This window comes from Curtobacterium sp. MCJR17_020 (genome assembly GCF_003234365.2).
Lineage (GTDB): Bacteria > Actinomycetota > Actinomycetes > Actinomycetales > Microbacteriaceae > Curtobacterium.
Genome location: NZ_CP126260.1, coordinates 2,258,808 through 2,280,395, shown reverse-complemented (window position 1 = coordinate 2,280,395; position 21,588 = coordinate 2,258,808). Strand labels below are relative to the sequence as shown.

General features: G+C 70.1%; 19 protein-coding genes. 18 read left to right on the top strand and 1 reads right to left on the bottom strand.

Annotation, left to right across the window (positions count from 1 at the left end):
* The first annotated feature begins 13 nt into the window (after nucleotides 1-13).
* Nucleotides 14-886: a peptide chain release factor N(5)-glutamine methyltransferase gene (gene prmC, locus DEJ14_RS10745; RefSeq protein ID WP_111083863.1), complete on the top strand. Its 873-nt coding sequence runs from the start codon at nucleotides 14-16 to the stop codon at nucleotides 884-886.
* A 36-nt stretch (nucleotides 887-922) separates the two neighbouring features.
* Here the strand turns inward: prmC and DEJ14_RS10740 are convergent, their stop codons facing one another.
* Nucleotides 923-1,573 carry an HAD family hydrolase gene (locus DEJ14_RS10740; protein WP_181437388.1) on the bottom strand — a complete coding sequence of 217 codons (651 nt, stop codon included), beginning with the start codon at nucleotides 1,571-1,573 and terminating at the stop codon, nucleotides 923-925.
* A gap of 37 nt (nucleotides 1,574-1,610) precedes the next feature.
* Here DEJ14_RS10740 and DEJ14_RS10735 point away from each other — a divergent pair, with 37 nt between their 5' ends.
* The 17 genes from DEJ14_RS10735 to DEJ14_RS10655 all read left to right on the top strand — a co-directional run bounded on the left by DEJ14_RS10735 (nucleotide 1,611) and on the right by DEJ14_RS10655 (nucleotide 21,521).
* The gene (locus DEJ14_RS10735; protein WP_111083865.1) at nucleotides 1,611-2,285 is read left to right on the top strand and encodes an L-threonylcarbamoyladenylate synthase; all 675 of its coding nucleotides are present in this window, start codon (nucleotides 1,611-1,613) and stop codon (nucleotides 2,283-2,285) included.
* Nucleotides 2,282-3,508: an MraY family glycosyltransferase gene (locus tag DEJ14_RS10730; RefSeq protein WP_111083866.1), complete on the top strand. Its 1,227-nt coding sequence runs from the start codon at nucleotides 2,282-2,284 to the stop codon at nucleotides 3,506-3,508. The genes DEJ14_RS10735 and DEJ14_RS10730 overlap by 4 nt, the downstream gene beginning before the upstream one ends.
* Complete coding sequence (locus tag DEJ14_RS10725) at nucleotides 3,505-3,996, top strand: Cg1360 family ATP-synthase-associated protein (protein WP_111083867.1); 492 nt, start codon at nucleotides 3,505-3,507, stop codon at nucleotides 3,994-3,996. Before DEJ14_RS10730 ends, DEJ14_RS10725 begins: the two co-directional genes overlap by 4 nt.
* A gap of 107 nt (nucleotides 3,997-4,103) precedes the next feature.
* Nucleotides 4,104-4,964 carry a F0F1 ATP synthase subunit A gene (gene atpB, locus DEJ14_RS10720; RefSeq protein ID WP_333925860.1) on the top strand — a complete coding sequence of 287 codons (861 nt, stop codon included), beginning with the start codon at nucleotides 4,104-4,106 and terminating at the stop codon, nucleotides 4,962-4,964.
* Nucleotides 4,965-5,025: 61 nt separating this feature from the next.
* Nucleotides 5,026-5,262 carry an ATP synthase F0 subunit C gene (gene atpE / locus DEJ14_RS10715; protein WP_027465781.1) on the top strand — a complete coding sequence of 79 codons (237 nt, stop codon included), beginning with the start codon at nucleotides 5,026-5,028 and terminating at the stop codon, nucleotides 5,260-5,262.
* A gap of 9 nt (nucleotides 5,263-5,271) precedes the next feature.
* Nucleotides 5,272-5,826 (top strand): F0F1 ATP synthase subunit B, encoded by a 555-nt coding sequence (locus tag DEJ14_RS10710; RefSeq protein WP_111083868.1) that lies wholly within the window; start codon nucleotides 5,272-5,274, stop codon nucleotides 5,824-5,826.
* 2 nt (nucleotides 5,827-5,828) lie between these two features.
* Nucleotides 5,829-6,623, top strand: a complete 795-nt coding sequence (locus tag DEJ14_RS10705; RefSeq protein WP_111083869.1) for a F0F1 ATP synthase subunit delta — start codon at nucleotides 5,829-5,831, stop codon at nucleotides 6,621-6,623.
* Nucleotides 6,624-6,731: 108 nt separating this feature from the next.
* Complete coding sequence (gene atpA / locus DEJ14_RS10700; RefSeq protein WP_111083870.1) at nucleotides 6,732-8,360, top strand: F0F1 ATP synthase subunit alpha; 1,629 nt, start codon at nucleotides 6,732-6,734, stop codon at nucleotides 8,358-8,360.
* Nucleotides 8,361-9,263 carry a F0F1 ATP synthase subunit gamma gene (locus tag DEJ14_RS10695; protein ID WP_111083871.1) on the top strand — a complete coding sequence of 301 codons (903 nt, stop codon included), beginning with the start codon at nucleotides 8,361-8,363 and terminating at the stop codon, nucleotides 9,261-9,263.
* 47 nt (nucleotides 9,264-9,310) lie between these two features.
* Nucleotides 9,311-10,765, top strand: a complete 1,455-nt coding sequence (atpD, locus tag DEJ14_RS10690; protein ID WP_065959250.1) for a F0F1 ATP synthase subunit beta — start codon at nucleotides 9,311-9,313, stop codon at nucleotides 10,763-10,765.
* A 1-nt stretch (nucleotide 10,766) separates the two neighbouring features.
* A complete protein-coding gene (locus DEJ14_RS10685; RefSeq protein ID WP_027465776.1) occupies nucleotides 10,767-11,030 on the top strand; it encodes a F0F1 ATP synthase subunit epsilon in 264 nt (87 codons plus the stop codon).
* Nucleotides 11,027-11,797 (top strand): YaaA family protein, encoded by a 771-nt coding sequence (locus DEJ14_RS10680; RefSeq protein WP_349775267.1) that lies wholly within the window; start codon nucleotides 11,027-11,029, stop codon nucleotides 11,795-11,797. The genes DEJ14_RS10685 and DEJ14_RS10680 overlap by 4 nt, the downstream gene beginning before the upstream one ends.
* A gap of 104 nt (nucleotides 11,798-11,901) precedes the next feature.
* Nucleotides 11,902-12,480: a hypothetical protein gene (locus DEJ14_RS10675; RefSeq protein ID WP_258373156.1), complete on the top strand. Its 579-nt coding sequence runs from the start codon at nucleotides 11,902-11,904 to the stop codon at nucleotides 12,478-12,480.
* A gap of 52 nt (nucleotides 12,481-12,532) precedes the next feature.
* Entirely contained in the window at nucleotides 12,533-13,267 is a 735-nt protein-coding gene (locus DEJ14_RS10670; RefSeq protein WP_258373157.1) for an FHA domain-containing protein, read from the top strand.
* A gap of 3 nt (nucleotides 13,268-13,270) precedes the next feature.
* On the top strand, nucleotides 13,271-14,092 hold the full coding sequence (locus DEJ14_RS10665) for a PP2C family protein-serine/threonine phosphatase (RefSeq protein ID WP_111083874.1): 822 nt from the start codon (nucleotides 13,271-13,273) through the stop codon (nucleotides 14,090-14,092).
* A 140-nt stretch (nucleotides 14,093-14,232) separates the two neighbouring features.
* The gene (locus DEJ14_RS10660; protein ID WP_111083875.1) at nucleotides 14,233-15,645 is read left to right on the top strand and encodes a serine/threonine-protein kinase; all 1,413 of its coding nucleotides are present in this window, start codon (nucleotides 14,233-14,235) and stop codon (nucleotides 15,643-15,645) included.
* Entirely contained in the window at nucleotides 15,642-21,521 is a 5,880-nt protein-coding gene (locus DEJ14_RS10655) for an Ig-like domain-containing protein (protein ID WP_146249668.1), read from the top strand. The genes DEJ14_RS10660 and DEJ14_RS10655 overlap by 4 nt, the downstream gene beginning before the upstream one ends.
* The last annotated feature ends 67 nt before the right edge of the window (nucleotides 21,522-21,588 follow it).

The window sequence follows — 21,588 nt, the reverse complement described above, 5'->3', positions numbered from 1 at the left end:
GGAGGCCCGGCTCGTGTCCGACACGCCCCTCACGTTCGCCGCGGATCGCCTGCTCGAGCAGGCGGCCGCGGCGCTCGTCGCATCCGGCGTCCCGACGCCACAGGTCGACGCCGAGCTGCTGCTCGCGTGGGCGACCGACACCTCGCGCGGTGCCGTGCAGGCCCGCGCGATGACCGGCGGCGCGATCGCTCCGGAGCACGTCGAGCGCTTCCGGCACGCGATCGCCCGGCGGAGCACCCGCGAACCCCTGCAGCACATCACCGGGCAGGCGTACTTCCGAGCGCTGACCCTGGCGGTCGGACCCGGCGTGTTCGTGCCCCGCCCCGAGACCGAGGGCGTCGTGCAGTTCGGCATCGACGCGCTCCGGGCGGTCGCGGTGCCGGCGCCGATCGCGGTCGACCTCGGCTCCGGCAGCGGTGCGATCGCCATCGCGATGGACACCGAGGTGCCGAACGCCGTCGTGTACGCCGTCGAGCGGTCGCCCGAGGCCCTGCCCTGGACCCGCCGGAACATCGACGCCCACGGAGGCACGGTGCGACTCGTCGAGGGCGACCTCGCCGACGCGCTGCCCGAACTCGACGGCACGGTGTCCGTCGTGGTGTCGAACCCGCCGTACGTGCCGGACGACGCGATCCCGATCGACCCCGAGGTCCGCGACCACGACCCCGCGATGGCGCTGTACGGCGGACCCGACGGCCTCGACGCCGTGCGCGCCCTGGCCGAGACGGCGTGGCGGTTGCTGGTGCCCGGCGGGGCGCTCGTCATCGAGCACGCCGAGCCGCAGGGCGCCGGCGTCCGGCAGGTCCTGGCGCGCCGGGGGTTCCGGACCCCGGAGACGCACGTCGACCTGACAGGCCGCGACCGCACGACCACCGCGACGCGGTAGTCGGACGCACCCCGGGCCTCCCGGTCGGTGTGTCGGTCAGGCGACGGGGGAGGCCTCGCGCTGCTGCGCGACGAAGGCGCGGACGTGCTCGCGCAGGTCGGTGTCGCGCTCGACCAGGACCGCGTGGATGCCGACGCTCCGGGCACCCGCGATGTTCTCCGGCATGTCGTCGGCGAAGAACGTGCGCTCGGCGGGCACGCCGTGGTGCTCGATCGCGCGGAGGAAGACCTCGGGCTCGGGCTTGCGGGCGCCGAAGTTGCTCGACGTGTCCAGGTGCTCGCCGAACAGCCCCGGCAGTGACGGCGCCCACTGGTGGATCCACCGCCCCGCGAGCGGCCCGTTGTTGGTGAGCAGGCCGACACGCCCGTGCTCGCTCGCGATCCGGACGGCCTCGATGCGTTCCGGCAGCTCGGTCATCGCGGATCCGCGGATGCGCGCCCACTCGGCCTCGGGGACGTCGCACTCCATGGCCTGCTCGAACGCGGCGAGGTACTCGTCGCCGTCGGCGAAGTCGCCGGCCTCGGCACGCATCTCGTGGCCGCAGTCCCACCAGCGGCGTCGGAGCTCCTCGAACTCGTGTCCGGTGAACTCGGAGAGTGCGGCCATCCGCACCTGCCAGTCGTAGCGGACGAGGACGTCGTCCATGTCGAAGAGGAACAGGAGGCGGGGCGCAGGGGACTCGTTCACGATGTCCTCCATTGTGGCGCACTATCATCGTCGAGTCATGGCATCCCGATACGACTGCACCGACTCCGACGGGCTCCTGACCGGGATGCGGCTCGCACGTGCCGCCCTCGGGCGCGGAGACCTCGTCGTCGTCCCCACCGACACCGTCTACGGCCTCGCCGCGGACGCCTTCAACGCGGCTGCCGTCCAGCGGCTGCTCGACGCGAAGGGCCGGACGCGGCAGTCGCCGCCGCCGGTGTTGATCCCCGGCCCGCCGACGCTCGACGCGCTCGCGAGCGACGTGCCGCAGCAGGTGCGCGACCTCGTCGCCGAGTTCTGGCCCGGCGGCCTGACCGTGATCCTGCGCGCGCAGCCGTCGCTCGACTGGGACCTCGGCGAGACGCGGGGCACGGTCGCCCTGCGGATGCCGGACTCGCGGATCGCGCTCGAGCTCCTGCAAGAGGTCGGGCCGCTCGCGGTGTCGTCCGCGAACTCGACCGGCGATCCGGCCGCGATGGACGTCGACGCCGCCGAGCGGATGCTCGGGGACGGCGTCGCCGTGTACCTGGACGGCGGCGCGATCGGGGAGCACGACGGCTTCGAGGCCTCCACCGGGTCGACGATCGTCGACGCGACGGGGCTGTCGGACGGCGGGAAGCTCCGCATCGTCCGGCACGGGGTGATCTCCGACGACGAGATCACCCGGGTCGTCGGGGCCGACCTCGTCGGATGAAGTACTACCTGCTGGCGGGGGCGATCGCCGCGGTCGTGAGCTTCCTGGTCAGCGTGCTCGTGTGGAAGCTCGGGCTCAAGTACAAGTGGTACCCCCAGGTCCGCGAGCGCGACGTGCACCGCACGCCCACGCCGCGCCTCGGCGGGATCGCGATGTACATCGGCGTCATCGTGTCGCTGCTGGCGGCGTGGTTCCTGTTCCCGTCGATCGCGGGGACCGACTACTTCCGGCTGGTGTTCTCCGAACCCGGGCGCGTGCTGGCGGTGCTCGGGGGAGCGACGATCATCGTGGTCCTCGGCGTCGCGGACGACATCTGGGACCTCGACTGGATGACGAAGCTCGCGGGGCAGATCATCGCCGCGGGCATCCTCGCCTGGCAGGGCGTCGCGATCGTGTCGCTGCCGATCGGCAACACCCTGGGGGTCGGCTCGTCGTACATGAGCCTGATCTTCACGGTGCTGGCGGTGGTGCTCGTGATGAACGCGGTGAACTTCATCGACGGACTCGACGGTCTGGTCGCCGGGGTCGCGATCATCGCCGGCGGGGTGTTCTTCCTCTACACGTTCTTCATCAACCGCGTGGTCGTGCAGACCGAGTTCTTCTTCAACCTGCCGTCACTGCTGACGGCCGTGCTCGTCGGGTCCTGCTTCGGGTTCCTCATCCTCAACTGGCACCCGGCGAAGCTGTTCATGGGCGACGCGGGAGCGCTGCTCGTCGGCTTCCTGATGGCCACGAGCGCGGTGTCGGTCACGGGGAACATCGATCCCGCCGCGGTGCAGACACGCCAGGCGCTGCTGCCGGCGTTCATCCCGATCCTGCTGCCCTTCGCGATCCTGATCGTACCGATCCTGGACTTCGGCCTGGCGGTCACCCGGCGGCTCAGCGCCGGGAAGTCCCCGTTCTCGGCTGACCGCAAGCACCTGCACCACCGTCTGCTCGACATGGGGCACTCGCACTTCCACGCCGTGCTGATCTTCTACGCGTGGACCGCCACCGTCGCGGTCGGGTGCCTGCTGTTCCTGTTCGTGGACTGGTACTGGGTGGTCGCCTTCGTCGCGGTCGGCTTCACCGTGTGCGCCGTCGCCACGTTCGCGCCGCTCGGCCGGAAGCGGACCGAGATCGCCGCCCAGACCGCCAACCGCTCCGCCGCCGTGGTGGACGCAAGCCTCGACCCGCTCGACCGGGCCGCCAACGACCGCACGATCCCAGGAGACATCACGTGACCGCACCGAACGCGCTCGACCACGTCCGGCCGGTGTTCCGCCGCATCATCACGTGGGGCGCCGTGCTCGCGGTCGCCCTGGCGATCGTCGGGGGAGTCGTGGGACTGCTCGTCGCCGACACTCCCGGGCTCGTCGGCGGCCTGCTCGGAGCCGTGCTCAGCGTGGTGTTCCTCGGCCTCACCGCGGTCAGTGTCCTCGTCGCGCTGCGCGTCTCCAAGGGACAGATGATCTCGGGTGCCTTCTTCGGCATCGTGATGGGCACCTGGCTGCTCAAGTTCATCGTCTTCATCGTGCTGCTCGTGGCGCTGAAGGACCGCACCTGGGTGGACTTCCCGGTGCTCGCGATCGTGATCATCGCGGGGGTCGTCGGGTCCCTGGTCATCGACGTCGTCGCGGTGGCGAAGGCCCGCATCCCGATCGGCGTGCAGCTGCCAGGCGACGGGGCCGATGGCTCCGCGGACGCTGAGAACCCGACCCCTCGCAACTGAGAAGCCGGGAAGCCTCTCGCACCTGATAGGCTTCTCGGAGTCCGCCACCGGAGCCTTTCGCTCGGAGCGGGCAAGCCTCCACAACGTCCACCATCGCGTGCCATGATGTGCGCGCGCCGACACAGGAGACAGCGCTGCTATCCCACGCTCTTCCCCTGTCCCTCTCTGCTGCGGTTGACACCGTTGCGGCGGGGAGCAGCAAGGCCGCCGAGTTCCATGGTCCGTCGATCAACGAGTTCTTCCCGGATGCGATCTTCTTCGCCGGGACGCCGTTCGAGATCGATCGGGTCGTCCTCATCCGCTTCTTCGCCGTCGCCGTGCTCCTGGTGTTCGCCTTCGTGGGAACCCGTGCGCTGAAGCTCGTCCCGAACCGCGGTCAGGCGTTCATCGAGTACGCGTTCGACGTCGTTCGTCGCAACACCTTCGACAACCTCGGAGAGAAGGACGGCAAGCGATTCCTGCCGCTCCTGGCGACGATCTTCTTCGGCGTGCTGTTCATGAACCTGACCGGTCTGATCCCGGGCATGAACCTCGCCGGCACCAGTCGCATCGCGATGCCGATGATCCTCGCGATCGTCGCCTACGTCGCGTTCATCTACGCCGGCCTGCGCAAGCACCCGGGCACGTTCCTCCGGAACTCGCTCTTCCCGCCCGGGGTGCCGTGGTTCCTTTACATCATCGTGACGCCGATCGAGCTCGTCTCGACCTTCGTGCTCCGTCCGGTGACGCTCACCCTGCGACTCCTGATGAACATGGTCGTCGGGCACCTGCTGCTCGTCCTGTTCTTCTCGGCCACGCAGTTCTTCTTCTTCGACGCTTCGCTCGGCTTCAAGGCCTTCGGCGTCGGGACCCTCGCGTTCGGCATCGCGTTCAGCTTCTTCGAGATCCTCGTCGCGCTGCTGCAGGCCTACGTCTTCATGCTCCTCACCGCCGTCTACATCCAGCTGGCGCTGGCTGACGAGCACTGATTCCTCACTGACCCCCTACGGGACCGGCAACCGTCGGACCCGCACCTCGAAAGGAAAACACGTGGACGCAACGACCGTTCTCGCGGAGATCAACGGCAACATCGCGACGGTTGGCTACGGCCTCGCTGCGATCGGCCCGGCTATCGGTGTCGGCATCGTCGTCGGCAAGACGATCGAGTCCGTCGCCCGCCAGCCCGAGCTCCAGGGCCGCCTGACGACCCTCATGTACATCGGTATCGCCTTCACCGAGGCCCTGGCCTTCATCGGCATCGCCACGTACTTCATCTTCACGAACTAAGGTTCCTCGATGCACAACGCACTCATCATCGCGGCGGAGGAGACGCACAATCCCCTCATTCCGCCGCTGTACGACATCGTGTGGTCCGCGGTGGCCTTCCTCATCATCCTCGTGGTGATGTGGCGTGTCGTCACGCCGCGCATCACGAAGATGCTCGATGAGCGCACTGAGGCCATCGAGGGTGGCATCAAGAAGGCAGAGGCTGCTCAGGAGCAGGCCGCTGCTGCGCTCGACGAGTACAACAAGCAGCTCGCCGACGCCCGCTCCGAGGCGTCCCGCATCCGCGAGCAGGCCCGCGCCGACGCCACGGCGATCGGCAACGAGGTCCGCGAGCAGGCAGCGGCCGATGCAGCACGCATCACGGCCAACGCCCAGGCGCAGATCGAGGCCGAGCGCCAGAGCGCCGTCCAGTCCCTCCGGTCCGAGGTGGGCACCCTTGCCCTCGACCTCGCGTCCGGCGTGATCGGCGAATCGCTCAAGGACGACGCCAAGTCGACCGCAGTGGTCGACCGCTTCCTCGCCGACCTCGAGGCCTCGCAGGCCACGAAGACGGGGGAGCACTGAGCATGCGCAGCGCTACCAGAGAAGCACTCGCGTCCACCAGGGCGGTGCTGTCGGACCTCGGTTCGAACGCCGGCCTGGCCGCGGGTGCCGAGATCCTCGCCTCCGGGCGTGCGATCGCCGGTGCGCCGCAGCTGCTCGGGCTGCTGTCCGACCCGACGGCCGACCCGGCCGGCAAGAAGGTCCTCATCGACCGTGTCTTCGCCAGCCAGTCGGACGCCACGCGTGCGGTCCTGACCGCGGTGGCCGGCTCGCGCTGGTCCTCGCAGCAGGACCTGCTCGCCGGCATCGAGGACGCGGGCATCCGCGCCGTCGCCGCCACCGCGGGTCCGGACTCGTCGATCGAGTCGGAGCTGTTCGCCTTCGAGACCGCTGTCCGTTCGGACGCCGGCCTCGAGCTGGCGCTCGGCACGAAGCTCGGCAGCGCGCAGCAGAAGGGCGCACTCGTCGAGCGGCTCCTCGGTGCCAAGGCATCCGAGCAGACGATCACGATCGTGTCGGCCATGGTGCAGCAGCCTCGCGGCCGCCGCATCGGTGAGATCGTCCGCGATGCTTCGCGCATCGTGGCGGAGCAGGCCGGCAAGCTCGTCGCGACCGTGGTCACGGCGACGCCCCTGACGATCGCCCAGTCGGCTCGCGTCACGCGCGGTCTGTCCGAGCGGTACGGCAAGGACATCAGCATCAACCAGGTCGTCGACCCCACGGTCGTCGGCGGGGTCCGGGTGCAGATCGGCGGCGACGTCATCGACGGCACCGTGTCCACGCGACTCTCGGAGCTCCGGCTCCAGCTCGCCGGCTAGGCGTACGGTCGAAGCCGCTCCTCCCCAAGTCCACAACGGGAACTGCCGTGTCCGGCAGCGTCACCCTCTCGGAGCCGAAGGGCCCCGGAAAACCACAAGGAAAATCCCATGGCAGACATCACCATCAGCCCCGATGAGATCCGTGATGCCCTGAAGGACTTCGTCTCGAACTACGAGCCGACGAAGGCCTCCACGGCCGAGGTCGGGCACGTCACCGACGCCGGTGACGGCATCGCCCACGTCGAGGGTCTCCCCGGCGTCATGGCGAACGAGCTCATCCGCTTCGCGGACGGCACGCTCGGCCTCGCGCAGAACCTCGACGAAGACTCGATCGGCGCCATCGTGCTCGGCGAGTTCGCCGGCATCGAAGAGGGCATGGAGGTCACCCGCACGGGTGAGGTCCTCTCCGCCCCCGTCGGCGACGCCTTCCTCGGTCGCGTCGTCGACCCGCTCGGCGCCCCGATCGACGGTCTCGGCGAGATCGCTGCAGAGGGCCGTCGCGCCCTCGAGCTCCAGGCTCCCGGCGTCATGGCCCGCAAGTCGGTCCACCAGCCGCTGCAGACCGGCATCAAGGCCATCGACGCGATGATCCCCGTCGGCCGTGGTCAGCGCCAGCTGATCATCGGCGACCGCCAGACCGGCAAGACGGCCATCGCGATCGACACGATCATCAACCAGAAGGCCAACTGGGAGTCCGGCGACGAGGAGAAGCAGGTCCGCTGCATCTACGTCGCCATCGGCCAGAAGGGCTCCACGATCGCCTCCGTCAAGGGTGCGCTCGAGGACGCCGGCGCGATGGAGTACACCACCATCGTCGCCGCCCCCGCGTCCGACCCGGCCGGCTTCAAGTACCTCGCCCCGTACACCGGCTCGGCCATCGGCCAGCACTGGATGTACTCCGGCAAGCACGTCCTCATCATCTTCGACGACCTGTCGAAGCAGGCTGAGGCCTACCGCGCCGTGTCGCTCCTCCTGCGTCGTCCGCCGGGGCGCGAGGCGTACCCGGGTGACGTCTTCTACCTGCACTCCCGTCTGCTGGAGCGTTGCGCGAAGCTGTCCGACGAGCTCGGCGCCGGTTCGATGACGGGTCTCCCGATCATCGAGACCAAGGCGAACGACGTCTCGGCGTACATCCCGACCAACGTCATCTCCATCACCGACGGCCAGATCTTCCTGCAGTCGGACCTCTTCAACGCGAACCAGCGTCCGGCCGTCGACGTGGGCATCTCGGTGTCCCGCGTCGGTGGTGACGCCCAGGTGAAGTCGATCAAGAAGGTCTCCGGCACGCTGAAGCTCGAGCTGGCGCAGTACCGCTCCCTCGAGGCGTTCGCGATGTTCGCGTCCGACCTCGACCAGGCGTCGCGTCGCCAGCTGGACCGTGGTGCCCGCCTGACCGAGCTCCTCAAGCAGCCGCAGTACTCGCCGTACCCGGTCGAGGAGCAGGTCGTCTCGATCTGGGCCGGCACCAACGGCAAGCTCGACACCGTCCCGGTGCCGGACGTGCTGCGCTTCGAGTCCGAACTGCTCGACCACCTGCGTCGCAACTCCGAGGTCCTCACGACCCTGCGCGAGACGAACCAGCTCAGCGACGAGACCGTCGCCGAGATGTCGAAGCAGATCGACGAGTTCTCGAAGAGCTTCCAGACGAGCGACGGCAAGACCCTCGGCTCCGAGCAGTTCGATGCGGCAGACGCCGAGGACGTCGACCAGGAGCAGATCGTCAAGGGTCGTCGCTAGATGGCAGCGCAGGTCCGGGTCTACCGACAGCGAATCAAGTCCGCGAAGACCACGAAGAAGGTCACTCGCGCGATGGAACTGATCTCGGCGTCGCGGATCCAGAAGGCGCAGGCCCGCATGGCTGCGTCCGGCCCGTACTCGCGAGCCGTGACGCGTGCGGTGTCGGCCGTGGCGACGTTCTCGAACGTCGACCACGTGCTGACCACCGAGCCGGAGTCCTCGACCCGTGCGGCCGTGGTGCTCTTCACCTCGGATCGCGGCCTGAACGGCGCGTTCAGCACGAACGTCCTCAAGCAGGGCGAGGAGCTCGCCTCCCTGCTCCGCAGCGAGGGCAAGGACGTCGTCTACTACCTGGTCGGCCGCAAGTCCGTCGGGTACTTCGCGTTCCGTGAGCGTGCGTCGGAGCAGCAGTGGGTCGGCAACACCGACCAGCCCGAGTTCTCGACGGCCAAGGAGATCGGCGACGCCGTCGTGTCGAAGTTCCTCCAGGACACCGCAGAGGGCGGCGTGGACGAGATCCACATCGTGTTCAACCGGTTCCTCAGCCTGGCGACGCAGGAGCCGCAGGTCGTTCGCCTGCTGCCCCTCGAGGTCGTCGAAGGGGTCGAGGAGCCCGAGGGCAACGAGCCCCTGCCGCTCTACGAGTTCGAGCCGGACGCCGATGCGGTGCTCGACTCGCTGCTCCCGGTCTACATCGAGAGCCGCATCTTCAACGCCATGCTGCAGTCGGCTGCTTCCGAGCACGCCGCCCGTCAGAAGGCGATGAAGGCGGCCAGCGACAACGCGGACTCGCTGATCCGTGACTTCACCCGACTCGCGAACAACGCGCGTCAGGCGGAGATCACGCAGCAGATCTCCGAGATCGTCGGCGGCGCCGACGCCCTCTCGTCGAAGAAGAAGTAGTCCGCGTCGTTCGCGGACAGATACCCACCCTCAGGAAGGCACCAGCCATGACCGACACCGCAACCACCGCGGTCGAGACGTCGTCGGCGCCCGGTGTCGGCCGGATCGCCCGTGTCACGGGTCCCGTCGTCGACATCGAGTTCCCCCACGACGCAATCCCGGAGATGTACAACCTCCTGTTCACGACCATCACCATCGGTGACTCGTCGCAGGAGATCGGCCTCGAGGTCGCCCAGCACCTGGGCGACGACCTGGTCCGTGCCATCTCCCTGAAGCCGACCGACGGCCTGGTCCGTGGCCAGGAGGTCCGTGACTCGGGCGCTCCGATCTCGGTCCCCGTCGGCGACGTCACCAAGGGCAAGGTCTTCGACGTCCTCGGGAACGTGCTCAACACGGACGAGAAGCTCGAGATCACCGAGCGCTGGCCGATCCACCGCAAGGCCCCGGCCTTCGACCAGCTCGAGTCGAAGACCTCGATGTTCGAGACCGGCATCAAGTCCATCGACCTCCTCACCCCGTACGTGCAGGGTGGCAAGATCGGCCTCTTCGGTGGTGCGGGCGTCGGCAAGACGGTCCTCATCCAGGAGATGATCCAGCGCGTTGCGCAGGACCACGGCGGTGTGTCGGTGTTCGCCGGTGTCGGTGAGCGCACCCGTGAGGGCAACGACCTCATCGGTGAGATGGAAGAGGCGGGGGTCTTCGACAAGACGGCCCTCGTGTTCGGCCAGATGGACGAGCCGCCGGGAACGCGTCTCCGCGTGGCCCTGTCGGCGCTGACGATGGCGGAGTACTTCCGCGATGTCCAGAAGCAGGACGTGCTCCTCTTCATCGACAACATCTTCCGCTTCACGCAGGCCGGCTCCGAGGTCTCGACGCTGCTCGGTCGCATGCCGTCCGCCGTGGGCTACCAGCCCAACCTCGCCGACGAGATGGGTGTGCTGCAGGAGCGCATCACCTCGACGCGTGGTCACTCGATCACCTCGCTGCAGGCGATCTACGTGCCGGCTGACGACTACACCGACCCGGCTCCGGCCACCACGTTCGCGCACCTCGACGCGACCACCGAGCTCTCGCGTGAGATCGCGTCGCAGGGTCTCTACCCCGCGATCGACCCGCTGACCTCGACGTCGCGGATCATGGACCCGCGGTACCTGGGCGCCGACCACTACGAGACGGCCACGCGCGTCAAGCAGATCCTCCAGAAGAACAAGGAACTGCAGGAGATCATCGCCATCCTCGGTGTCGACGAGCTCTCCGAAGAGGACAAGATCACGGTCGAGCGCGCTCGTCGTATCCAGCAGTTCCTCTCGCAGAACACGTACATGGCGAAGAAGTTCACGGGCGTCGAGGGCTCCACGGTGCCGCTCAAGGACACCATCGAGTCCTTCCGCGCCATCGCCGACGGCGAGTTCGACCACGTTGCGACGCAGGCGTTCTTCAACGTCGGTGGCATCAACGACGTGGAAGAGAAGTGGGCACAGATCCAGAAGGAGAACCGCTGACATGGCGGGTCTCAGCGTGAGCGTCGTCTCGGCCGACCGTGAGGTCTGGTCGGGCGACACCACCATGGTCGTCGCACGCACGACAGAGGGCCAGATCGGCATCCTCGCGGGACACGAGCCGATGCTCGCGATCCTCGCGCAGGGTCAGGTCCGCATCACGCGGGCCGATGGGTCGACCGTCGCGGTCGACGCCGAAGACGGCTTCCTGTCGGTGGAGCACGACACGGTGACGATCGTCGCGCGGCAGGCCGCGCTGGCGTCCTGACCGGACTGACCGTCCTCCTCCCGCCTTCGGAGACGAAGCGGGAGGGTGGGGACACGAGCCGCACGCTCGATCTGCGTGCACTCTCGTTCCCGGAACTGGCCGAAGAGCGGGCCGCGGTGATCACCGCGGCCCGCTCTGTCAGTTCCGAGGAGTCCTCGGCCAGGACGGCTCTGAAGCTCGGCCCGAAGTCGATCGCCGAACGGTTCCGCAACCTCGAGCTCGACACGTCGGGCACGATGCCGGCGATCGAGCGGTACACGGGGGTGCTCTACGACCCCCTCGGCGCGCAGACCGCTGACGCGTCGACGCGGGCGTGGTGGCACGACCACGTGGTCGTGCAGTCGGCCATGTTCGGACCGATCGGTGCTGGTGACCCGATCCCGGCGTACCGCCTGTCGCACGACTCCCGGCTCGGGACGGTCCGGCTGGCGTCGCACTGGCCCGCAGCCTCGTCCCGGGTCCTGGTCGCACGGGCGGACGGCCTGGTGCTCGATCTCCGGTCCGAGGGTTACCGGCAGCTCGGTCCCGTCCCGGACGCGGTCGCCCCGCGCGTCGTGAGCATCGACGGCTCCGGTCGGCGGCGGGCGTTGAACCACTGGAACAAGACGGCCAAGGGCCGACTGGTCGCGCTGCTCGCGCGCACCGGAGCGGTCGTCGCGACCATGGACGACCTGGTCGACTGGGCCGCCGCGCACGGCGTCGTGGTCGAACGCAGCGACTCCGGCTGGGACCTGGTCGCCGAGAGCCTGGAACCCGTCACCGTCTGACCATCGCCCCGGTCCGTCCTCCACAGGATGGGCCGGGGCGCTGCTGTCCACAGGTGGTCGGTTCGTGCCTGACTGGAGGCCCGGATCACGCTTCGATGGCGTGCATGATCCCCTCGACGGCACACACCCCCGACCACACCGCAGTCCGGTTCCCTCGCGAGATCGCGGCGGCGGTCACCCTCCCGGCAGCGGCCGCAGCGCTGGTCACGTCCGGCGTCGGCGCTGGCTCCCGCGTCGGCGCGATCGCCATCGTCACCGCCTGCGGTGCGCTGTCCACCCGCATGGCGCTCATCCCGTTCCTCGCCGCGCGAGACCAGCCGGATCCGCGGGCCATCCGGGGGTTCGACCCGTTCGACGACCCGACGCCGCCGGCGTTGCACGGCCTCGGACCGGAACCGGACCGCGCTCGTCTGCGCACGGCCGGCGATCGGTGTGCCGAGGCCTGGCGGGTCTGGCGCGCCGAGGGTGGTCAGGTGGACAGTACGGCCGGAGCCGCGGGTGCGCTCGCACTCGGGGCCTGGTGCGCGTGGGCGCTCGGGTCGTGGGCCCGCGCCGAGACACGGGCGCGCTACGCCCTCGAGACCCGTGCTGACGACCCGCTCGCCGGTCTGGTCCTGCGGTCGGTCCTGGCCGGCAGTACGCCGACGTGGGCCGGACCCCGTCGTGACCGGCACCGATCGTGACCGGTGCGGACAGCCGTCGGTGCGGTGTGACGTGTCGACCGGATCGTCTACGGTGGAGGACACCACATCCGAAGGGCTCCGGTTGCGCGACGACGACATCGAGGACACCGTCATCCGGCGACCCCGCGGTGCCGGCGGCGATCGCTTCGACGACGTGCTCGGCGACACCGTCATCCGACCGCCCACGGAGCCGTCCGAGCCGGTCGGCAACCGTGCCGACGACCCTGCCGACGACGGAGCCGATCCGGAGGACACGGTCGTCCGCGCCCGTGTCCGGAGCGCCGCCGGACCGAGCGTGCCCGCCGGAGCCGCCACGGGCCTCCCGTCCGCCCCTGCCGCGCCCGCGGCGCGCGTGCCGTCGATCCGCATCGGCGACCGCACCTTCCGTCTGGACCACCCGGTCGTCATCGGACGGCGTCCGTCGCTGCCGCGGATCACCAGCGGCGCCGAACCGGAACTCGTGACCGTGCGGTCCGCCAACGGGCAGGTGTCGTCCTCGCACGTCCGCATCCACGCCGAGGGCGAAGCCGTGGTGGTGCAGGACCTGCGGTCCACGAACGGCACCGTCGTCCGACCGGCCGGCGCGCCGGTGTACCGCATGGCATCGGGTGCGTCGATCGTCGCGCTGACGGGTACGGTAGTCGAGGTCGGTGACGGCAACGCCATCGAGGTCCTCTCGCCGTACCTCCGGGTCGCACCGACGGCGGACGGGTTCCCACCGGTTCCCCCGTGGCCCACTGACCAGACAGCACACGGCACGCCCCGACCCCCCAGAGAGCGATCCTGAAACGTGACCGAACTCGGCCGAGCAGCGACTGCGCACGCCATCGACGTCCCCGGTGCCGACGGCGCCACCCTGACGCTCTCGTGGGGAGCCGCGACCGATGTCGGTCGTCGCCGTGACCACAACGAGGACAGCTACATCGTCGGGGCGCCGTTCTTCGTCGTCGCCGACGGCATGGGTGGACACCTCGCCGGCGACCGCGCGAGCGACGCCGTCGTGCGTCGACTCGAGCAGGTGACGCAGGAGTCCTTCACCACGCGGCAGGGCATCCAGCGGGCGCTGCTGCTCGCCACGGCCGACATCGAGCGCGCAGCTGGCGGCAACGCGATCGGAGCGGGCACGACCGTCACCGGCATCGCCCTGGTCGCGTCGCTCGGCCAGCCGGCGGCCCTCGTCTTCAACGTCGGCGACTCCCGGACCTACCGGATCGAGGACGGCGTGCTGCGCCGCGTCACCGTGGACCACTCCGTGGTGCAGGAGATGGTCGACGCCGGGTTGCTGCGGGCCGAGGACGCCGAACAGCACCCGGACAGCAACGTCATCACCCGCGCGGTCGGCTTCGGCGAACCGCCGGCGCCCGACTGGTGGACCCTGCCGCTCCGCGCGGGCGACCGGTACATCGTCTGCTCCGACGGCCTGACGAAGGAGCTCGGCGACGCCGGCATCGCGCGCATCGCGGCTCGAGAAGCCGGTGCGCAGGGACTCGCCGAACGCCTCGTCGGCGACGCGGTCGTCGCCGGCGGCCGCGACAACGTCACCGTCGTGGTGCTCCAGGTCGATGCCGCCCCGGACGACGGCGACCTCGAGGACACCCTGCCGCGGCACTGACCGCCGGCACATGACCCCCCGAACTGGGGGAGTGCGCCCGTCCACAGGCGGTCGGTGTGCGGATCGACGGTCACCGGCGCTTCGTACAATGACTGTGCCACGACGAGAGAGTTGGCCGCTCGGCCGGGGAGGAGATAGCGATGGCGCGTCGCCTGCCGTCCAACCCGCCCGTGATCGGCGGCTTCAGCCCCGTGCACGTCCTCGGTTCCGGTGGCTTCGCCGACGTCTTCCTCTACGAGCAGGACATGCCGCGTCGTCAGGTCGCGGTGAAGGTCCTGCTCGACGAGGTCGTCGACGACCGCGTCCGGCAGATGTTCCAGGCCGAGGCCAACCTGATGGCTCGGCTCAGCACCCACCCGTCGATCCTGACGGTGTTCCAGGCGAGCGTCGCGGCCGACGGACGTCCGTACCTCGTGATGGAGCTGTGCTCCTCGTCGCTCAGCGAGCGGTACCGGCGTGAGCCGATCCCGGTGTCCGAGGTGCTCTCGATCGGTGTCCGGATCGGGTCCGCCCTCGAGACCGCGCACCGCGAAGGCGTGCTCCACCGTGACATCAAGCCGTCGAACATCCTGCTCACGGCGTACGGCAACCCCGTGCTCTCCGACTTCGGCATCGCGGCCACCATCGGCGGGACCGACCCGGACGAGCCCATCGGCATGTCGATCCCGTGGTCGGCGCCCGAGGTCCTGATCGACGAGTCCCGCGGCACGATCCAGTCCGAGGTGTACTCCCTCGCCGCCACCGTGTACTCCCTGCTCGCCGGCCGCAGCCCGTTCGAGGTCCGGGGCGGCAAGAACGGTGCGAGCGACCTGATGAGCCGGATCGACAAGGGCGGCGTCAAGCCCACCGGTCGGACCGACGTCCCACCGTCGCTCGAGCGCCTGCTCGCCACCGCGCTGTCCCGCAAGGTGCCGTCGCGCCCGACGACCGTGCTCGAACTCGTGCGCGGGTTCCAGCAGGTCGAGGCCGAGCTCGGGATCCCGCAGACCGCGGCCGACGTCGCGGTCGAGGCGTGGGCCATCGCGACCCCGACCCCGGAGGGCGACCGGACCATGATCCGCGAGCTCCAGCCGCCGTCGCGGGTCGGCGCCCGTCGCCGCAGACGCCGCGCGGTCCAGGGCGGCGTCGTCGCCGGTGGTTCACAGAGCGTCGGCACCGTCCACCGCACCGGATCGGTCACACGTGCGCGCCGACGCACCCGGTCGACGCTCGTCTGGGCGACGTCCCTCGCCGTCGTCGTGGTCGCCGCCCTCGCCATCGCGACCGTGGTCGTCGTCGGGCGACTCGGCGCCGGAGCGATCCCCGTGGTGGCGGACGTCCGCGCACAGCCCTCGGCGCAGGCGGTGTCGTTCTCGTGGGCTGACCCGGGTCTGAAGAGCGGCGACACCTACGTCATCTCGTCGAACGGCGCGTCCAGCCAGCAGACCGGCACCACGTTCGTCGTCTCCGGGGAACGCGGCGACGAGGAGTGCATCGCGGTCGCGGTCAACCGCGACGGCAAGACCGGTGCAGCGAGCGCGCAGAAGTGCGCGACCGTCGGGAGCACCGGGTGATCCGCGCGCTCGTCGCGAAGCACCGATCCGCCGCCGTCACCACCGGGGTCTCCGTCCTGGTCGCCGCGGTCGTCGCGACGACCGCGATCGTCTCGACCGGCTACCACACGCAGCGCGTCGACCTCGGGGACGGCACCGTCTGGGTGCCCTCCGCCGAGTACGGAGCGGTCGGCCGGGCCAACACCGGGGTCCTCCAGCTGAACACCGCCGTCGAGACCGCGAGCGACGACCTTGCCGTGCTGCAGCGCGGGTCCATGGTGTACAGCGTCGACCAGACCAAGGGGACCGTGGCCAAGGTCGACGTCGCCGACGCCACCGTCGGCGACGCCGTGACCCTGCCCGCGGGGACACCCCAGGTCTTCTTCGCGGGGGACACCGCGGTGATCGGCAACCAGGACACCGGCGAGCTGTGGGCGACGCCCGCGGCCGACCTCGCCGAGTTCGACGCCTCGACCAAGGCCGACCTGACGCTCGGAGCGGACACCGTCTTCGACGCCTCGGACGGACACGTCGCGGTGTACTCGGCGAAGACCGGCACGGCATCGCTCGTCGACGTCGGGTCGACGTTGTCCGTCGACCAGCGGTGGAAGGTCGACATGGACCGCACCGACGACTTCCAGGTCGCGACCTTCGACGGCCACCTGGCCGTGCTCGACCGCACCAACGGTGCCCTGTCGATCGACGGCCGCACCGTGGAGCTCGGCGACCGGGTCGGCGCGTCACCCGCGCTCCAGCGATCGTCGGACACCTCGTCCGACGTCACCGTCGCAGGCACCGCCGGACTCGTCCGGGTCAGCGCCTCGGGGTCCGTCGACGCCACCGCGCTCCAGGTGTCCGGACGTGCGGCGCGCCCCTACGTCGACGGGTCCTGCACCTACGCGGCGTGGGCCGGTGGCCAGGCGATCGACACCTGCGACGGCAACGCGCTCCAGCGGCTCGCGAGCACCGGCGGGACCAGCACGATGCAGATCCTGCACAACGGGCAGACCGTCGTCGCCAACGACCCGTCGAGCGGTCGTTCCTGGGCGATCGACCGCAGCGGCCAGCTCATCGACAACTGGGCCGACCTCATCAAGCAGGACGACGAGCAGCAGCAGGAGCAGGTCTCCGACGACGACCCCGAGGTCGACAAGGACCAGAAGCCGCCGGTGGCGGTGGACGACGACCTGGGCGCTCGTCCGGGACGCACCACGAGCCTCCCGGTCCTGCTCAACGACTACGACCCGAACGGTGACCCGATCATCGTGAGCGAGGTCGGGTCCATCTCGGAGTCCGCCGGCCGCGTCGCCATCGTCGCCGACGGCCAACGGCTGCAGGTCACGCTGTCGTCGCGCGCGACCGGCACCGTGACCTTCCCGTACACGATCACCGACGGCAACGGCGGATCGGACACCGCGACCGTCAGCGTCACGGTGCGGCCGGAATCGCAGAACGAGGCCCCGCGGCAGGTGCGTGACACCTCGGCGGACGTGGTGCAGAACGGACACGTCGTCAGCAGCGTGCTCGGCGACTGGGTCGACCCCGACGGCGACCCGGTGTACCTGAAGTCCGCGACCGCCTCGGACGGCGACCGGGTGTCGACCACCCCGGACGGCCTGCTCGACTTCCGTGCGGACAGCGGCCGCACGGGCGACCGTGCCGTCCAGCTCGTCGTGAGCGACGGACGCGCCGACGGCCGTGGCTCGGTGACCGTGCGCGTGGCGAAGCAGGGGAGTGTGCCGCTGCGTGCCGACCCGTTCCCGGTGCAGGGCTACGCCGGCAAGGCCTTCACGGTGGAGCCGCTCGACCACGTCCGCGGCGGCAACGGCACCGTGACCCTCACGAGTGTGTCGTCGTCGGCGGGGCTGACGGTCACCCCGAGCTACGACGCGGGCACGTTCCGGGTGCAGGGTGCGAGTGCCGGCGACCACCAGCTCGAGTACACCGTGACCGACGGTGTGAAGACGTCGAGCGGCATCGTCCGCGTCACGATCCTCGCGCCGCCGGACGCCTCGACCGCGCCCATCACGACCCCGAAGACGGTCTTCGTCAACACGCTGTCGAGCAAGGACACCGACGTCACCGCGACCGACATCGACCCGGCGGGCGGGGTGCTGCTCGTCACCGCCCTCGACGGACCGGTGCGGGGCAGCGGGGTCCAGGCGAGCATCCTCGACCAGCACACCGTGCGCGTCACGCTGACCGCACCGCTCGACGGGCCGGTGTCGTTCGGCTACACCGAGACGAACGGCCTGGCGTCGTCCACCGGCACGATCACCGTCGTCGAGATCCCCAAGCCCGACCGGATCCAGCCGCCCGTCGCCCAGCCCGACAGCGCGACCGTCCGGGTCGGCGACGTCGCGAACATCGACGTGCTCGACAACGACACCCAGCCCGAAGGCGAGCCCCTGACCCTCGAGCCCGAGCTCGTGCAGAACGTGCCCGGCGACGGCGGTCTGCTGTTCGCCTCGGGCGACCACCTGCGCTACCTCGCGCCGAAGACCCCCGGCAACTACACCGCCGTCTACCGGGTCGCCGGTCCGGACGGCCAGTACGCCGACGCCGCCGTCTCGATCTCGGTGCGCGAACGGGACGCCGCGACCAACAACCCGCCGGTCCCGCAGACCGTGACCGCCCGGGTCGTGGCCGGTTCGTCGGTGCGGATCTCGGTGCCGCTGAACGGGATCGACCCCGACGGCGACTCGGTACAGCTCGTCGGCGTCGGGTCGAACCCGGACAAGGGCTCCGTCACCGACGTCGCGTCCGACGCGCTGACCTACGAGGCGGGCGACTACTCGGCCGGCACCGACGAGTTCACCTACACGGTGGTCGACGCCCTGGGCGCACGTGCCACCGGTACCGTCCGCGTGGGCATCGCCCCCCGGGCCGAACAGGCGTCGAACCCCGTCGCCGAGGCCGACCACGTGACCATCCGCCCCGGCGGGTCGGTGACCGTGCGGGTGCTGCAGAACGACTCCGACCCGGAGGGCGGCCAGCTCACCGTGTCGGCGGCCGAGCCCACCGCCGACGACGTGTCGGCGAAGATCCTGCGGAAGCAGCAGATCCGGGTCACACCCCCGAAGACCGCGAAGTCGGGCGACTACGCCGTGCTCTACACGGTGGCGAACGCCAGCGGGGGATCGAGCACCGCGTTCCTCACCGTCACGGTCGACCCGGACGCGCAGCCCCTCCGCCCCGAGGTCGACGACACCACCCTGGACCTGCAGGACATCCTGCGGCGCGAGAGCGTGACCGTCGACGTGCTCGAGAACGTCTTCTTCGCCGAGGGCACCGCTGCCGACCTGCAGGTCGGGATCGTCGACGGCTACGGCGACACCGCACGGCTCACCGACGACGGCCGGATCACGGTCCGGCTCACCGACGAGTCCCAGGTCATCCCGTTCTCGGTCGCACGGGTCGACCACCCCGACATCGTGTCCTACGGCTTCATCAACGTCCCCGGGTTCGACGACGCCCTGCCGCAGATCAACCGCTCGGCCGGTGCCGTCACCGTGAAGAGCGAGGCCACGGTCCGGATCCCGCTCGAGGACTACGTCGTGACCGCGAACGGCCAGACGGCGAAGATCACGGACCGCGGCACGGTGAAGGCGACGCACGCGAACGGCCAGAGCCTGGTCGTCGACTCGTCGACCCTGCAGTTCACCTCGTCGAAGCTGTACTACGGCAACGCGTCCATCTCGTTCGAGGTCACGGACGGTTCCGCGGCCGACGGCGGGAAGGGCCGGGTCGCGACGCTCGTGCTCCCGGTCACCGTGACGCCGCGGTCGAACCAGCCGCCGGCGTTCACCGGCTCGGCGGTCGAGATGCAGCCCGGCGAGACGCGCACCGTCGACCTGACGAAGCTCACCGACTACCCGTACCCGAAGGACCTGCCGGAGCTGCGATACTCCGTCGTCGGCCGTCCGGCGGCCGGCACCACCGCCACGATCTCCAAGCAGCAGCTGACCATCACGGTCGCCGACACCGCGAAGAAGAACACCACGGCGTCGATCGGCATCGGGGTGCAGGACGACGCGAACGCCGGTCGTGCCGGCACCGTGACCGTCGGGGTCGTGGCCTCGACGCGTCCGCTCGTGCAACCCGGCGCCGACCGGTCGATCACCAAGCGCGGTGCGACGACCACCATCGACGTCCTGACGAACGACCAGCCGACGAACCCGTTCCCCGGACAGCGGCTGCGCGTCGTGAACATCCGTGGTCTGTCCGGCGGGCTGCCGAGCGGCGTCTCCGTGACCCCGAGCGGCGACCGCACCCGTCTGCAGGTCCGCGTCTCCGACAGCGCCAAACCGGTGGACGCCCACCTGCAGTACCAGGTCGCCGACGCCACGAACGACCCGGACCGCTACGTGTGGGGCGACGTGACGATCTCGGTGCAGGACGTCCCCGACGCCCCCGGCACGCCCACCCGGACCGGGTCCTACGACGGCGGCCAGGCCACGCTGACCTGGTCGACCCCGCAGGGCAACAACTCGCCCATCACCGGGTACCGCGTCATCGGCACGAACGGCGTCGCGAAGAACTGCGGCACCGCCACGGTCTGCACCCTGACGGGCCTCGACCCGAAGGCGTCGTACCGCTTCCAGGTCATCGCCACGAACGCGATCGGCGACTCGAAGCCGTCGGGCAGCTCGGCCCCGATCAGCGCCGACTACGTGCCGGCGCCGCCGAAGGGCATCACCGTCACACCGAGCGGGTCGACGCCGAACCAGCTCGACGTCGTGTGGAAGGCCGTTCCCGCTCCGAACCGGGGCAGCGCGGTCGACGACTACATCGTGACCATCGAGGGACCGGGGCTGTCCGGCACCCGGCACACCGGCACGGCGACGAGCACCTCGTTCACCGGAGCCCAGAGCGCCGCGCAGTACAAGGTGACGATCTCGGCCCGGAACGACGCCGACCGCAACGGCACCGTCGTGCAGTGGAACTCGGTATCGGCCACGGGCACGGCCGTCGGGACGCCCGGCAAGCCGACGAACGTCCGAGCCGTCGCCGGTGAGCAGGCGGACTCTTCGGGGAAGTCGACCGTGACCGTGACCTGGGGTGCTCCCGACGCGGCAGGCGGGTCCGGACTGCGGTACGGGGTGTTCCGCTCGGGCAACGTCGACTGCGCTGCCAACCCGTCCGGCTCGATCGGTTCGTCGAGCCCGACGCGCGACGACGGCGTCGGCGGCGGGTCGACGCGGTACGCCGTGACCGTGTCGAACGGCTACTTCTGCAACGTCGAGTACACGGACGCGGTGACGTACGAACGTCCCACGGGGACCGGACGACCGTCCGTCGACGTCGTGCAGGTCGGGACGAACCTCTGGAACGTCAGCGTCACGGCTCCCTCGCGGAACGCGCACCACTACCAGCTCGAGACCGGCGGGCAGCCGATCAGCCTGCAGCCGGGCCAGACCTGGACAGGCGTGCCGGGGTCCGGAGCGCGCAACGTTTCCGCGCAGATGCTCCTGCGTGCCTGCGGCGGACCGGGCAGCACGTTCTGCACGTCCGACGACCAGTCGTGGACGGGCAACGCCACGGCCCTCGACTCGAACCTCTCGGTGACCGCTGCCCAGCAGGGGCAGGCGATCGCGGTCACGGGGCCGAGCGGCTCCGGGATCTCGGTGCGCTACACCGCGTACTGGTACTTCGACGAGGACGGCAACATCTTCCGCGGGACGGACAGCTGGAACGCCGGGGAGACCGCGCCGACTCCGCCACTCGGCGCGAGCTCCGTCAAGGTCCGAGCGACGGTCACCGCGACGGACGGCTCGAGCTCGCAGAAGTCCGACGCCGTGACCGATGCGTTCCCGATCGCAGCGGCGCCGGAGCCGGACCCCGAGCCGGAGCAGCCCGTTCCGGGCGAGCCCGATCCGGAACCCGCGCCCGGCTGACCCGGTTCCGCGGCCCACGGACCGTACGCTGCACACACCGCCATCCCCGAGAACGAGGAACGACCAC

Excerpts from the sequence above, each read along its gene's own strand:
- DEJ14_RS10735 (WP_111083865.1), top strand. The coding sequence starts at position 1,611 with ATGGCATCCCGATACGACTGCACCGACTCCGACGGGCTCCTGACCGGG.
- DEJ14_RS10730 (WP_111083866.1), top strand. The coding sequence starts at position 2,282 with ATGAAGTACTACCTGCTGGCGGGGGCGATCGCCGCGGTCGTGAGCTTC.
- DEJ14_RS10710 (WP_111083868.1), top strand. The coding sequence starts at position 5,272 with ATGCACAACGCACTCATCATCGCGGCGGAGGAGACGCACAATCCCCTC.
- DEJ14_RS10705 (WP_111083869.1), top strand. The coding sequence starts at position 5,829 with ATGCGCAGCGCTACCAGAGAAGCACTCGCGTCCACCAGGGCGGTGCTG.
- atpA (WP_111083870.1), top strand. The coding sequence starts at position 6,732 with ATGGCAGACATCACCATCAGCCCCGATGAGATCCGTGATGCCCTGAAG.
- DEJ14_RS10695 (WP_111083871.1), top strand. The coding sequence starts at position 8,361 with ATGGCAGCGCAGGTCCGGGTCTACCGACAGCGAATCAAGTCCGCGAAG.
- atpD (WP_065959250.1), top strand. The coding sequence starts at position 9,311 with ATGACCGACACCGCAACCACCGCGGTCGAGACGTCGTCGGCGCCCGGT.
- DEJ14_RS10685 (WP_027465776.1), top strand. The coding sequence starts at position 10,767 with ATGGCGGGTCTCAGCGTGAGCGTCGTCTCGGCCGACCGTGAGGTCTGG.
- DEJ14_RS10675 (WP_258373156.1), top strand. The coding sequence starts at position 11,902 with ATGATCCCCTCGACGGCACACACCCCCGACCACACCGCAGTCCGGTTC.
- DEJ14_RS10660 (WP_111083875.1), top strand. The coding sequence starts at position 14,233 with ATGGCGCGTCGCCTGCCGTCCAACCCGCCCGTGATCGGCGGCTTCAGC.